Origin of the sequence: Paenibacillus sp. HWE-109, from assembly GCF_022163125.1 — a bacterium.
Lineage (GTDB): Bacteria > Bacillota > Bacilli > Paenibacillales > NBRC-103111 > Paenibacillus_E.
The window spans coordinates 2,012,423-2,026,562 of the sequence record NZ_CP091881.1; the positions used below are offsets into that span (position 1 = coordinate 2,012,423).

Here is a 14,140-nt window from a genome sequence, read left to right on the forward strand (position 1 = left end):
AGCCTAGTTGCAAAATGAAAATGGGGAGGCAGTTTCCGATGATGAAGAAAAAGAAAAAAGTGCTTGGTGTAGCGTTGGCTGCAACGCTCGCCGTGAGTTTGACAGCCTGTACGACGCCTAGCAGCACCGATAAAGGCTCGACGGATAAGGCCACAACGACAGCTGCAGCCACAGCAGCAGGAGGGGCAACAGCGAAAATCGATACCTCTGAATTTCAAACGATTTCCTACGTGATGCTGGGCGATAAGCCGAAAAATGGCCAGTTCGAAAAAGTAATGGAAAAGCTGAATGCTATTCTGAAGCAAAAAGTGAATGCTAAATTGGAAATTAAATGGGTGGAATGGGCAGATTGGCAAACCAAGTACAACCTGCTGCTCGCTTCCGGGGAGCCCGTTGATTTGATCACGGTGGCAACGGATTGGCTGGATACATGGCAAAATGCGCAAAAAGGTGCTTTCCAACCGCTGGATAAGCTGCTGCCTGTCTACGCACCGTTAACATGGAAGGAAGTACCGCCTGAGAACTGGGCGGAGACCAAATATAAGAATCAGATTATGCTGATCCCGGAAGACCACTATACGCAGTGGGTGAATCACGGCTTCTTGTATCGGGGAGATTGGGCCAAGGAATTCGGTATCACGTCGCCGATTAAAGATTGGAAGACGATGGAAACTTACTTCCAGGGTGTCAAAGACAAGAAGCCGGGCGTTGTGCCTTGGGATGCGAACGGTACGGCGGCAGGTAATATCGCCGGCTATATCAATTCATACACGGATGCGATTGAACTGCCAATCAGTACGGGGTTATTCGGTCTCGTGTACGGCAAATCGTATGATGAAAAGTATAAAGCCTACAGTCCGATTCTCGATGATACTTTCGTGAATTTCGCGAAAATGATGAAGGATTGGGGAGATAAGGGCTTCTGGCGTGAGGATGTGCTCAACTATAAAGGCGACAATCGCTCGGAGCTGGAAGCTGGCAAATCATCTGTAGACCAGCACCATACGCAAACATTCCTCGGGGAACGGATCAAAATGGATAAGCTGCAGCCAGGGTCAGATCTGCAATTCTTCCCTTTCTCGGCGACGCGCAATAACCTCGTGTCTATGTCGATCACGCATGGCGGAACTTCGATCGGTGCCAAAAGCAAGCATCCGGAACGCGCTTTGATGGTCTATGACTTGATTCGCCAAGACCCTGAAGTGTACCGTCTGATGAACTATGGGCTTGAAGGCGTGCAATATGTTGTGAAAGATGGCAAACGGTATCGTCCAGATGGCTATGATGTGCAAAGAGACGACTTCTACACCGATTTCTGGGGTGGACGCATCGATAAGAATGAAATTCCGGACGGCAATGACTGGGTAGGCAAAGGGGATCTGTACGCCTCGTATGACAAAGTCAAAAAAGCGTATCCTTACGGTCGATTTGTATTCGATAAAGCGCCGGTCACGAATGAATTAACGGCGATTACCCAAATTGTTGGTCAAATGGGACCAGCCATCCTGTACGGCAAAGCAGGCGACCCTGTGAAAGCGGTGGACGATTTCCGTGCAAAATTGAAAGCAGCCGGATTTGATAAGCTGATGACCGAAATTCAGAAGCAGTTGGATGCTTTTAAAACAACGGTAGAAAGCAGCAAATAGGAATTAGGTCATCGAAGGTCTGTTGCAGAGCAGGCCTTCGATCTTTCTCTTGCTAATTCGATGTAACGGAGAGTGTGTGCTCCTGGAATCTATTACAGTCTACGACATTGCTAGGGAAGCGAACGTTTCCGTCGCGACAGTTTCCCGTGTTCTTAATGATACAGCTCCTGTGCGAACATCAACCCGGCAGAAGATTATGGCGATTATCGAAAAGCATAACTTTCAGCCGAATGTCTTGGCGCGCAGTCTGGTGAATAAGAAGACGGGCATGATTGGTGTATTATTTCCCGATAGCAGCAACATGTTTTTCCCAGAGGTGTTCGGAGGGGCAGAGAGAGCTGCGCAAAAGTTGGGGTATACCCTGTTTCTATGCAACACCTTCAGCGATTGCAGCAGAGAATCCGAATATTTAAATTCGCTTTGCGAAAGGCAGGTGGAAGGACTCTTATTCATGGGCGGACGTATTAATTCACGTCATTGTCCGGATGCGCTTGTGCAGGAAGTCGTTCATATTCAGAAGAAAATTCCGATTGTGCTAATTAACGGCTCTTTGCCGGGTCACCCTTGCCATCGCGTGAAAACGGACGAATACTTGGGTACGCAATTGGTCATGCAGCATTTGATTGATCGCGGACACCGCTGCATCGGCTTCATAGGCGGAACCGCAGAAACGACGACAACGGTTGAAAAATTGCAAGCTTACAAGCGCACATTACTTGCGAATTCTCTCTCTTATCGCCAAGATTGGGTGCGTTTGGGGGATTTCTCGATGGCCTGCGGGCGTAAACAGATGGATCAGTTTATGATGATGCCAGAACGGCCAACGGCTTTCTTATGCATTAATGATTACGTGGCCATTGGTGCGATGAAAGCAGCGATTTCACGTGGGCTGCGAATTCCCGAAGATATCGCGATTGCGGGATTTGACGATACGCAGTTGGCTTCGGCGATGAATCCGGAGCTCACAACCGTTTCTCAGCATAGTGAACAGCTAGGCAGGCAAGCGATGTTGATTTTATCCAAATTGATTCAGAAAGAAAAGGTGAAGAAACTGACGATTCTGGAACCTACACTCCTGATTAGGCAGAGTACACAATGAATAGGAGGTAATGAAAGGATGATATTCCCGAGAAAAGCGAAGGGGGCTTTGACATCCATGATGCTCATTTCCAGTTTATGTGCGACGATTAGTGTGCCTATGGCTAGTGCCGGAACGTATACGGCGGTAGTGGATCCGAATGCGCAGTCCCAGACGTGGGAAGGGTGGGGAACCTCTCTGGCGTGGTTTGCCAATCGCATCGGGGGAGCACCGGAGGCTGTTCGCTCTACTTATGCCGACCAGCTCTTCAGCTCAAGCGGACTGAATATGAATATCGTCCGTTATAATATTGGCGGTGGCGAGAATCCAGCTTACCCCAACAATATGGAGCTGCGCGCACGCGTCCCCGGTTTCCAGCCAACGCAAGGGACCTATGATTGGACGCAGGATGCGAACCAGCGTTGGTTTCTCCAAGCGGCGAAATCACGCATCGCGTCCAATGAGTTCATTGCCGAAGCTTTCTCCAATTCACCGCCATGGTGGATGACGCAAAGCGGCAGTGTGACGGGCAATTATGGCGCTGCGAACAATCTAAGAACGGATATGTATGATGCTTTCGCGGATTATTTGGTCACGGTGAACAAACATTTCAAAGATGATTGGGGCGTCACGTTCCGGACTTTAACGCCGCTGAATGAACCGATGGCTTCCTGGTGGACGTTCGGCAACCGTCAGGAAGGAGCCCACTTTGACCGTCCGAATCAGGAGCAGATCATTCAAAAAGTAGCAGCAGCACTAACGCTGCAAGGCTCTACAACGACCGTCAGCGCTTCTGACGAAACGAGCATTGACGTGGGGCGGGATACGATCAACAGCTTCTCAGCAGCGACCAAAGCAGTCGTTTCTCAGTACAATGTCCATACGTATGGGGGAAATGACCGGGTAGGCTTTAATCAAGCGGCTGCGGGCAAGAAAATCTGGATGTCCGAGCATGGTGACGGTGATGCTTCCGGCATGCAAATGGCCAGATCCATCGTCTACGATATGCGCTATATGAAAAACTCAGCCTGGATGTATTGGCAAGCCGTAGACGGCGGCGGATGGGGCATGCTTGATGTCAATGATTTGAATGACGCCAATTCCACCTTCACCGCTGTCCAAAATAAGAAATACTGGGTCATGGCGCAGTGGAGCAAATACATTCGTCCGGGATATAAAATCATTGATATTCAAGATGGCAATTCCATTGCGGCGTATGATCCAGTCTCGAACAAAATCGTTATCGTGACGATCAATGACAGCAGCTCAGCCAACACTGTAACATACGACTTGTCGGCGTTCAGTTCGATTACAGGCTCTGTCACGGGAACAAGAACGGTAACGAGCACCAGTGAGAATGTGGCTCCGATAACGGGGCTCACACTCAGCAACAAAACCTTTCAACATACACTTCCTGCGGGAGCAATCGCAACCTTCGTCATCACTGGGGCGCAATATACACCCACGACTTCGCCGGCCATTGATACGGCTGCCTATTATAAAATCGTGGACCGCAATAGTGGCAAATTAATTGATGTAAGCGGCGCGTCCACGGCCAATGGCGGAGCGATTATCCAATACACGGATAATGGCGGGACGAATCAGCAGTGGCAGTTCGTAGATGCTGGCAGCGGCTACTATAAGCTGAAAAATCGCAATAGCGGCAAGGTGTTGGATGTGACCAACGCCTCGCAAAGCGATGGCATCGCGGTCATCCAATATACGGATAATGGCGGAAACAATCAGCAGTGGAAGCCGCTGAACACAAGCGGCGGCTATGTCAAATTGCAGAACCGCAACAGCAACAAGCTGATGGATGTGAGCGCATCCTCCACAACGAACGGCGCGACGATCGTGCAGTTTACCGATAATGGCGCAACCAGTCAGCAGTGGCAGTTGGTTAAGCAGTAGGAGGTTGAGGGGCGGGGAGCTGGGACAGAACCACTTGAAAGTGAAGTGACTCTGCGCGTTCTCCCAACCCTCTATTTCATGCCACCACCAGTAGGATTTAAAGGCTCCTTGTGTATGTTAGGTATTGTTAATGAACGCTAGTTTGCTCAAACGTGTTTCAGAATCGGTTGTAGTTCCTTTAACCTACCATAAATAGCTGAAATTTAGCTTAAAATGATAACAACAGGCTTGATACAGGCAGGTATTCTGAAGTTTTCGTCGAAATCAATCGAATACTGTTGGGTTAAAGGAGAGTTTCGATGTTAAATGGGGTTGCATGGCTAAGAAAGCGGTTGGTTGTTCGCATAGTTTCGGCCGTTATGATCGTTGTTATGGCATTGTCGGCAGGCTACATCTGGATGGAACTTCGCAATGCTAAATCTGCGGGAATGGAAACGATATCTAGCTATGGTATTCGGTTAGCTGAAAGCTACAGCAAGGGGATGGATGCAGGCAAACTGGAGCAATTTCTGAAGGAACCCAAAGAAAATGACCTGTATTGGACGATCAGGCAGGAGTTAGATACATATCGCAAACAGATTGGCGCTCTATACGTGTATATTGTGCGGATTGATGACAAAAGCCAGCCGCTCATTATGATCGACGGCCAGCCCAAAGATTCAGACTCCGCTTCGCCGATCAATGAGGTAACCGATATTTCCGAAGCGGCGGTACAAAAGCTGTTAAAAAGTGAATCCACGAGCTCGGATCTTATCGAAAATCCCAAATACGGGAAATACATTTCAACCTATTCAGCGGTGAAAAATGCCGATGGCAAGATGATCGCGATTCTGGGGATCGATACGGAAGCGGGAGAATTGGAACGGATGACAAGCAGTTTGATGAAGAGCAACGTTCCCATTTACATACTTATGTTAGTTCTAACTTTATTGGGACTCGCTTTGGTTATGTTGTTTGTTTCTCGTTCGTTGCGGCCATTGAAGTGGATTGGTGCAGGTGCTGAAAGCATAGCCAAGGGGGATCTTTTGCATGCCCAACAGCTGCTGACCGCTAATCCGGTAAAATCGGTAGATGAAATCGGCACCGTGTACAAAGCCATGCTGCAAATGTCCAATGAGATCAATGATATGCTCAAAAACATCGTGTCCAATGTGTCCATTACTTCGGACCAGTTCGTTCTGACGACACAGCACTTCAATCAGCAAGCACACCATTTGCTGGATATGAATACGAGAGTAAGTGCATCGATTGAAGAGGTAGCTGAAGGAGCGAACACTGTTCAAATCAGCACAAATGATAGCGCTCGTTCGATGGAAGAGATGGCAACAGCCATTCAGCGTATTTCGGAAGCTTCATTCACGGTATCGGATGCTTCCACGAATGCGCTCGGAAGCGCAGAATCCGGTCAGGCTATCGTTCACAACATGAATGGCCAGTTTGTGACAATCACGTCTGCAACAGAAGAAGCGCTGCGGCGAGCAGGTTTGCTGCGCGGGCACTCGCAAGATATCGGCGTTGCTTTAACTTCGATAACGGAGATCGCGGAACAGACGAAATTATTGGCACTGAATGCTTCGATTGAGGCTGCCAGAGCTGGAGAACAAGGCGCCGGATTCGCAGTTGTCGCGGGTGAAGTGCGCAAGCTGGCTGACCATGCGGCGAGCTCGGCGAGCCAGATTGCTTCCTTGCTGCAAAATATTCACAACGAAGTTGAGCGCATGGGCGAAGCGATGGAAAACGGGATGAAGGAAGTACAGACGGGGGCCGCCTTATCCAAAAAAGCGGAAGCTTTTTTCACACATATCGTGGAGCAATTCCGTTTCGTATCCGAGCAAATTCAAGATATCTCAACGGTAACGGAGCAGATGTCCGCAGGAGCAGAAGAAGTGACAGCGTCGGTGGTGGATATTGCCCATATTGCTAAGGTCTCTTCAGACGGCACATCGAATATTCATAAGCTGACCCATGATCAGCTCCGAATTGCCAAGGAAATCGCAGATTCAGCCGATGCCTTAAGCGGGTTAACCGATGAGATGAGAAAGTCGATTGAGCAAATAAACGTATAAGCCTCTTGACTAGAAGAACGAATTCGCCTAGAATAAGGAACAATCTTATTGATTTTCCAGTTTGAACCAATATAGTCAAACAGACATCTGTAGACACGTCGCATACGCTTCGTGTCTATTTTGTTCAATAAGCCATTAATCGAGGAAAGCAGGGATTATGATGGATTTATTGCAGCTGAAATATTTTCAAACGGTAGCCAGACGTGAACATATTACACAGGCAGCGAGAGAATTGAACATCGCCCAACCTTCCCTAAGCCAGACGATTGCTCGATTAGAAGAGGATCTCGGTGTTTCATTGTTTTATAGACATGGGCGGAATATTCGCTTGAATGAATCCGGGAAGGCTTTTTTGGAGCATGTAGATCGTGTGTTTATGGAACTGGAGAAAGGGAAGGAAGAAGCGCGAAAGTTAGCTGGAAAACATCAGGAAGTGCTGTCTATTGCAGCAATTCATCTACCCTTCCTGCCGCAAGTCATCGCTAACTTCGTGACCAAACAACCTGGTGTTCACTTTCGCTTTCATCAAGGATGTTACCCCTCCATGAAGAAGCTGCTTGAAGCGCGGGAAATTGATTTGTGCATTTCAGCGCCGCCTATTGATCTTCCTTCGGTTTCCAGTACGGTCCTCTTGACGGAAGAAATCAGGCTGCTGGTGCCCAAAGGGCATCGCTTGGCCGGACGAGGGCAAGTGAAGCTTGCTGAATTAGCGAATGAACCCTTTATTAGTTTGAAAGCAGGATTCGGGTTGCGTGAATCTACGGATGAATTTTGCCAACGTGCCGGCTTTGCACCTAACATTGTATTTGAGGTAGAAGAGCCAAGGTTAATGCAGACGCTAGTTCGTTCAGGAGTTGGCATAGCTTTCATACCCGAATTATTTGGCCTTAATGAAATAGAACCAGAGACGGAGTGCTTGACGATTATGGACCCCGAATGCACGCGGACATTAGCCCTTTCCTGGTTGAATCGAACAGAGCAATCGCCAGCTTTCGAGCGGTTCCGTTTGTTTATTATTAATTACTTTCATCATTTGCAGCACCAGAAGCCTAAGCCGCGAAACTTGTCCAAGGTCATTCATAGTTATTAAACAATAAGAGATATAAGGATTTTCATATTGGAAATTAAGTAGAAGCACATCTATAATTTTTTTTGTAGCTAATTCCTACAAAACTCATAAGAATAATGAGTTAACGATGGGGCATACAAAGAAAAGAAATTTAAAGGAGATGTGCAGCAAATGGTAGTTTCGAAGGGGTTGCAGTTTGGTAAGAGAGCGGGTATTCTGCTTGCTGCGGGTTTACTTGCCATTAGTTTGACGGCATGTTCGAAGAAATCTGTTGGAGCGGCAGGAGCGAACAAGGTGCTGAGCATTGGAACAACAGCGGGGTTCTATCCCTATGTTTTCCAAAATAGCGAGACGAATAAGCTGGAAGGCTACGAAGTTGATGTGTGGACGGAAATCGGCAAGAAGATTAAGTATGAAATCAAGTGGCAAACTTCGGAATTCAGCGGACTTTTCGGACTGCTGGATACTGGCAAAATCAATACGATTGCCAATTCTATTTCCGTAACGGATGAACGCAAAAAGAAGTACTTATTCGATGATCCGTATGTATACTCCGGTGCGCAACTAGTGGTTAAGAAGGGGAACGATGGCATTCAGTCGCTGGAAAATTTGAAGGGCAAGAAAGTAGCGATTCAATCTGGAACGAATTTTATTAATTTCGTCAAAGATTTTGATAAGAAAGGAGAAATTACGGTCGTCAACTATGAAACAGCGGAGGCTGGCTTCAATGATGTCGCGCTAAGTCGAGTGGATGCTACATTCTCAACGAAAGCTTCTGCATTAGCGACGATCAAAAAGACGGGGCTGCCACTGCAATTGGCTGGTCAACAATTCAATGTGCTGCCGGCTGCGAATCCGTTTGTGACCAATGATGAGAACAAGCAATTAGTCGAACAAGTGAACAAAGCGTTTCAGGAGCTTCGCAAGGACGGTACGCTAGGCAATTTATCGAAGAAATGGTTTACCGAAGACTTAACCAATCCATAGAGCTTGCGTCCCTAAGGAGGAAGGGAGGCCATCCAGATGCAGTTCGATTTGACTTACCTGCTGTTAGCAATCCCTAGATTGCTTCAATACATGTACTTGACGATTAGCATTGCAGTCATTTCCATGATTTTGGGACTTATTCTCGGACTCGTTCTTGAACATGTGATCCGCAAGAGGATCAAGGTACTGGCTTGGGCAGCAAAAGTGTACATTTCATTTTTCCGGGCAACGCCATTGCTGGTTCAATTATTTATTCTCTACTATGGCATCCCGCAAATCATTCCGATTTTCAGTGAAATGAACGCTTTTACAGCCACCATTATCGGTATCAGCCTCAATAGTGCTGCTTATATGGCGGAGATTATCCGCGCTGCCGTTCGCTCCGTCGATCATGGCCAGTGGGAAGCAGGGCTTTCCATTGGCATGACGAGGTGGCAAAGTATGAAGCGCATCATATTGCCGCAAGCTTTTCGCATTGCACTTCCCTCGTTAGGGAATACCTTCGTTACGATTCTCAAAGAAACTTCGCTCGGTTTCACGCTTGGCCTTACGGAGATGCTGGCTAAAGCGAAGCTGCTTGCAGCCGACACTTACAAGTTCCTGGAATGTTTCTTAGCCGCTGCGATTCTGTATTGGGTGACAGCGATCTTATTTGGCTACATCCAAATGCGTCTGGAACGCAAAGCAAATGAGCCTTATGGGAATGAAGTTGGATTATAGACCTTAATTTAGAGGAGGATTTTCAAATGAGTGGACTTGTAGAATACCTAGTACAGAAAAAGAATGCGCTTCTCACACGTAAAAAACGTTTGGAACAAGAAGAACGGATTGCTTCTCAGCAATTGAAAGCCAAAGTCCAAGTCGCAGGCAGAAGCGGGATACGTGAAATTCGGATTCGCGATTTTCAAATTCTCAGTGATAGCGGCGAGGACTTTGCCGGGTTCAATCTCGGGCCAGGCTCACCTGAATTGCAGCTTGGCGTGTTGGGCAGTTGTCTCTCGCATATAACGTTGATTCAAGCCGCTGATCGAGGTGTGGAACTTCATGCGATCGAGGTGGAAGTAACTGGCGAAATGCATCCCTTCGCAGGGCGTCCCGGTTATGAGGAGATTCCCGTTTACTTACATAATATTGGTTACACGCTCCATCTGATCTCACCGGCAACGAGCCAAGAGATTGAGGCGCTGCACAAAGCTGTGGAATTGGCTTGCCCCATCTTGAATTTGCTGCAGCATCCGCAGGTTGTGAATGGCCAGGTTGTTCATGATCATCCTGCCGAGCAACTTGAACCTAGTGTGAATGTCGGTTAGAAAAAGCGGAAGCTGCCTCAAAAGGTTGATAACCTCGAGAGCAGCTTCTTTTTGAATGATTTGAAACAATCGCTTATGCTTACCGCGCTGATTTAGCTAATTCCCGGTCAATCGCGTCCAAGAATTGATGTTTGAAGGCCATGCCGCGTATAACCGTTTCTCCGATGACGAATGTAGGGGCTGAAGTAATATTAGCTTCGTAGTTGGCGTGATGAAGCGCTTGACCATGCTTTTCTTTGTAAGTCCTTTGTTCCAGCGCATGTCGATAGGCAGCAGGATCAAGACCAACCTCACCAGCCAACTCCGTCAATACGTCGATGCTGCCAATATCCTTGCTTTCTAGGAAAAAAGCTTGATAGATCCGGGAATTGTATGCCTTGGCTTGGCCATGCTCCTTGGCAAACTGGTAGCCTTCGAAGGCTAAATGAGTGTAGGGCTGCGGTGAAAAAGGCGGCTTCACAATGGGGATACCTAGCTCGGCAGCAATCGGATATACACGTTCTCGCCAATCCTTGGTGATATATTCGCCTTCTGGCCGCAAGGTGGGTGTGGGGTAAGGCCGGAGCTCGTAAGGCAAATAGTCAACTTCAATGCCTCGTTCCGCTGCTGCGGCTTCGAGTTCGCCCTCTGCCAGAATGCAGTAGGGACAGACGTAATCGGAATATACTTTCAGGGTTAGTGCCATCGTTCATGCTCCTCTCGCCAATCTTGAAATGTTTAGTAACAGCCGTCTGCGTGGCAGCTTACTCCTTCGGACCAGCGTTCGAGCCTTTGGCGTTTGGCTAGCTCAGCATCAATGGCTTCCAGAAACTGCTCTTTATAAATGAGCCATTTGACTGCTGTATCACCGATGACAAAGGTTGGGGCAGCCGTTATCTTAGCTTCCTCGCAGGCATGATGGAGCGCCTTGCGGTGATGCTCTTGGTAAGTTCGCTGTTCCAAGGCATGGCGGAAGGCTTTGCCGTCAAGGCCCAGTTCTTCCGCGAGCCGGGTCAAAACGTCGATGCTGCCAATGTCGAGGCTATCTTGGAAAAAAGCGCTGTACATCCTTGAATTGTAGGCTTTGCCCCTGCCATGCTCTTGGGCAAATTGGAAGCCTTCAAAAGCCAAATGCGTGTAGGGTTGCGGTGAAAAAGGAGGCATCACCATCTTAACGCCAAGCTGTTCAGCCAGCGGATAAACCTTCTCGGCCCAATTGGTCTGCATATACGCATCCTCTGGCCGCAGAGTAGGCTTAGGGTATGGTCGAAGCTCAAATGGCCTATATTCGATGATAACATCGCGCTCAGCTGCGGCTTGTTCTAGCTGATCCTCGGCTAAGAGACAGAACGGACAGACATAATCAGAGTACACTTTGATCGTTAACGCCATGTTTAGAGTTCCTTTCGCGGAAAATTTGCTGTTGATTGCTGCGGGTTTGCAGCCAAGAGACGAAAGTATCTTTCCCGCGAATACCTTGCTCAAACAAAATCGAAGTAAGTACGCCAACGATAAGTCCATTGTTCAAAATCGGCTTCATTACATCGGGCGTATGCGCAAGACTTGCGGCTGGAATGAACATGCTGCCCACGCCTGCGAAGAGGGCGACACCGATAACAAGCAGTTTCTTCTCCTCTTGGAGAATGGGTTCATATTCGCGCAGTCCGGCGGTCAGGAGATGAGTAAAGGAATAGAAGATAACCGCAAAGGCGACGGGCACGGGAATTGAGGCTAAAGCTACCGTGAAGAAAGGGAAGAAGCTAATTGCGATGATGATCAGGCAGCCTAGGATAAAAGGCAGTCGTTTGGTCATTTGTGTGGAAGTGATGAATCCAGCGGTATGCGAATTGGACACACACCCAACGGCAGAGAACAATCCGGACAATAACTGATTAATGCCCATCACGACACCTGCACGGCGGTACACATTCTGTGCTGCTCTGCCGGCTGCCTTCTCTACAATCACAATTGCAGCAATCATGTTAATCAGCAGCGGCAGGGCAATGACGAGAGTCGTTAGCAGAATGCCTCCATTGAATTCAGGTTTCCCCCATGCGAACAAGGAAGGAAGTGTAAAGCTCATCTGCAGAACAGGGAATGCAGGGATCAAACCGAGCAATCCAAAAAGGGCATAGCCAAACATAACGCCAAGCAAAACAGAGAAATTGCGAAAAAAGACATATTTCAAACGCCCGCAAATAAAAGTGAAAAGGAGAGTTGCCAGGGCAGGCAAAGCAATTTGTGCATGGATATAGGAGTCTGAGTAGCCTACACCGAGAATCCCTTTGACGATGGATGAACTGAATTGGAAAATAAGCAAAAGCAGATAAGTGCCTATAACGACAGGCGTAAAAAGCTTTTTCACATGTGCAATAACATGAAAGGAACTTAACAGCAGGATGAGAACCCCGCTGATCAGCAAGCCCATTTCCATTTGCTGCAAAAGGGTAACTGAGGCAGGCCCAGCTTCAACACTGCTGGCTAATAAAATGAATACGCCCCACCAAACACCAGCAGGCCCTTCAAGAATCGGCAGTTTATGGCCGAATAGTACCTGTAATAAGGATGAAACACCGATTACAGCTAATGTTCGTTGGAGGAGTCCGACCGTTTCCGGACCCGTGAGATGAAAGGCGGCGGCGACGACGATGGGTGCTACCAATCCGCCAGTTAGGATGAAGAAAGCCCACTGAACAGAAGCGAGAGCAAGTCGAATGCTCGTCTTTCCGCGTGTCAGTTGACTTGACTTCATACGTTTGCAATTAAATCATGCACAAGGGCATTCAGCGACTTCACGCCAGCCTCGTCTGTAAATGTGCCATGCTCATCGATTTGGTTGGGGTCAGCCGCGAATTGATCAGCCAATACGTTCGCGGAAACGCCGCGCAAGACAAGGCGCAAATTGTTCAACGCATTAATGCCATTCTTGCCGCCGCCGGATGCTGCAGCTATTGCCACAGGTTTGTTAAGAAAATGCTCGGAATTCAGGAAATCAAGCGCATTTTTCAGAGCGCCGCTAATGCCGTTATGGTACTCCGGCGTAACGATGAAGAAGCCGCCTGCCTGTGCTGCTGATTCGCGCAGTTCCTGGACGGAAGCATACTCATTTTGAGCAGGATCGCCATTAAAAAGGGGCAGTTCATGCAAATGAAGATCAATTAGCTGGGCATGCCCGCGTTGATCTCTTAACAGCCGATAGACGACGTTAGTTACCGCTCTGGTTCTTGAATTTGCTCGTGGACTTCCGCTAATGAATAGAACAGTTTTACTCATGTTTGCACACTCCATTTTCATAGTATCCCTATAGGTTTCATACAAAAGTATAGTCAAATCTTATTCGGAACTTCCAATACCAAATTCGATATAGGATATATAGGATCTAATCTATGCGTTGACAAATCCCGGTTATTTCAATAAGATGCCGTTACAAAAACCTATTTTATAAGAGAAGAGGAATGTAAATGTCCAGTATTTATGAGAGAGTTACACGTCAATATGTCGCACAAGATCGAATTGCCGCTTATTTGCACAGAGAAGGTATTCACTTCGAAAAATGGGACGCAGATTTCACGCCAGCGTTTGTGAATGAGAAAATAGCTTTTAGTGAAGTTGAAAAGCAGCAGTTGCTTGCTATCTATGAGGAGCAAATTGTCGAATTTGCCCAAAAAAGGGGTTACACGAAGTGGGATATCGCCGTACTCTCTGTAGAGACACCGGATATGCTGCAAAAATTTGGAGACGTCCATTACCACAAGGAAGATGAAGTCCGAATTGTTGTTGCGGGCAAAGGTGTTTTCATTATTAAGAGCCTTCATGGAGATCATTATTTTGAATTGGGTGTGTCCATAGGAGATGTGGTTGTTGTGCCGCAGGGGCGCTATCATGCTTTTAAGTTGGCGAATGAACGCAAATTTGCGGTTGTTCGATTATTTTCTGGAGAAGTTGGATCGGTTACTTATCCTGTCACGGATTTGTCATTTCATGTAAAATAATGGGATTTTCATAGTTCTGTGACAATGTAACCGATATGTGAACTGATATTGGACGTGATTTTAAGAGGCATGGTACATTTGCAATAGTAAAACCAAGTAAAT

Annotated in this window: 13 protein-coding genes; 9 read left to right on the plus strand and 4 right to left on the minus strand. The window is 47.5% G+C overall.

Features of this window, described 5'->3' with window-relative positions:
• The first annotated feature begins 38 nt into the window (after positions 1–38).
• From LOZ80_RS08015 to LOZ80_RS08050, 8 genes are all read left to right on the plus strand, one after another.
• Positions 39–1,646: a DUF3502 domain-containing protein gene (locus LOZ80_RS08015; RefSeq protein ID WP_238170933.1), complete on the plus strand. Its 1,608-nt coding sequence runs from the start codon at positions 39–41 to the stop codon at positions 1,644–1,646.
• Positions 1,647–1,722: 76 nt separating this feature from the next.
• Complete coding sequence (locus LOZ80_RS08020) at positions 1,723–2,745, plus strand: LacI family DNA-binding transcriptional regulator (protein WP_337951008.1); 1,023 nt, start codon at positions 1,723–1,725, stop codon at positions 2,743–2,745.
• Positions 2,746–2,763: 18 nt separating this feature from the next.
• Complete coding sequence (locus LOZ80_RS08025; RefSeq protein ID WP_238170934.1) at positions 2,764–4,635, plus strand: RICIN domain-containing protein; 1,872 nt, start codon at positions 2,764–2,766, stop codon at positions 4,633–4,635.
• Positions 4,636–4,934: 299 nt separating this feature from the next.
• Entirely contained in the window at positions 4,935–6,701 is a 1,767-nt protein-coding gene (locus tag LOZ80_RS08030; protein WP_238170935.1) for a methyl-accepting chemotaxis protein, read from the plus strand.
• Between the two features lie 157 nt (positions 6,702–6,858).
• Positions 6,859–7,791: a LysR substrate-binding domain-containing protein gene (locus tag LOZ80_RS08035; protein WP_238170936.1), complete on the plus strand. Its 933-nt coding sequence runs from the start codon at positions 6,859–6,861 to the stop codon at positions 7,789–7,791.
• Between the two features lie 150 nt (positions 7,792–7,941).
• Positions 7,942–8,757, plus strand: coding sequence for an amino acid ABC transporter substrate-binding protein (locus LOZ80_RS08040; protein WP_238170937.1), 816 nt, complete (start codon positions 7,942–7,944; stop codon positions 8,755–8,757).
• Positions 8,758–8,793: 36 nt separating this feature from the next.
• Positions 8,794–9,477 carry an amino acid ABC transporter permease gene (locus LOZ80_RS08045; protein ID WP_238170938.1) on the plus strand — a complete coding sequence of 228 codons (684 nt, stop codon included), beginning with the start codon at positions 8,794–8,796 and terminating at the stop codon, positions 9,475–9,477.
• A gap of 26 nt (positions 9,478–9,503) precedes the next feature.
• Positions 9,504–10,067 carry an OsmC family protein gene (locus LOZ80_RS08050; protein ID WP_238170939.1) on the plus strand — a complete coding sequence of 188 codons (564 nt, stop codon included), beginning with the start codon at positions 9,504–9,506 and terminating at the stop codon, positions 10,065–10,067.
• 79 nt (positions 10,068–10,146) lie between these two features.
• Here LOZ80_RS08050 and LOZ80_RS08055 read toward each other — a convergent pair whose 3' ends face one another.
• From LOZ80_RS08055 to LOZ80_RS08070, 4 genes are read right to left on the minus strand one after another with little or no spacing between them, the layout of a single operon-like run.
• Positions 10,147–10,752 carry a DsbA family oxidoreductase gene (locus tag LOZ80_RS08055; RefSeq protein WP_238170940.1) on the minus strand — a complete coding sequence of 202 codons (606 nt, stop codon included), beginning with the start codon at positions 10,750–10,752 and terminating at the stop codon, positions 10,147–10,149.
• 32 nt (positions 10,753–10,784) lie between these two features.
• Positions 10,785–11,438: a DsbA family oxidoreductase gene (locus LOZ80_RS08060; RefSeq protein ID WP_238170941.1), complete on the minus strand. Its 654-nt coding sequence runs from the start codon at positions 11,436–11,438 to the stop codon at positions 10,785–10,787.
• Positions 11,410–12,798: a purine/pyrimidine permease gene (locus tag LOZ80_RS08065; RefSeq protein ID WP_238170942.1), complete on the minus strand. Its 1,389-nt coding sequence runs from the start codon at positions 12,796–12,798 to the stop codon at positions 11,410–11,412. The genes LOZ80_RS08060 and LOZ80_RS08065 overlap by 29 nt, the downstream gene beginning before the upstream one ends.
• Positions 12,795–13,319 (minus strand): NADPH-dependent FMN reductase, encoded by a 525-nt coding sequence (locus LOZ80_RS08070; protein ID WP_238170943.1) that lies wholly within the window; start codon positions 13,317–13,319, stop codon positions 12,795–12,797. The genes LOZ80_RS08065 and LOZ80_RS08070 overlap by 4 nt, the downstream gene beginning before the upstream one ends.
• 188 nt (positions 13,320–13,507) lie before the next feature.
• On the opposite strand from LOZ80_RS08070, the gene LOZ80_RS08075 reads away from it, so the two are divergent.
• Positions 13,508–14,038, plus strand: coding sequence for a cupin domain-containing protein (locus tag LOZ80_RS08075; protein ID WP_238170944.1), 531 nt, complete (start codon positions 13,508–13,510; stop codon positions 14,036–14,038).
• Positions 14,039–14,140: the final 102 nt, after the last annotated feature.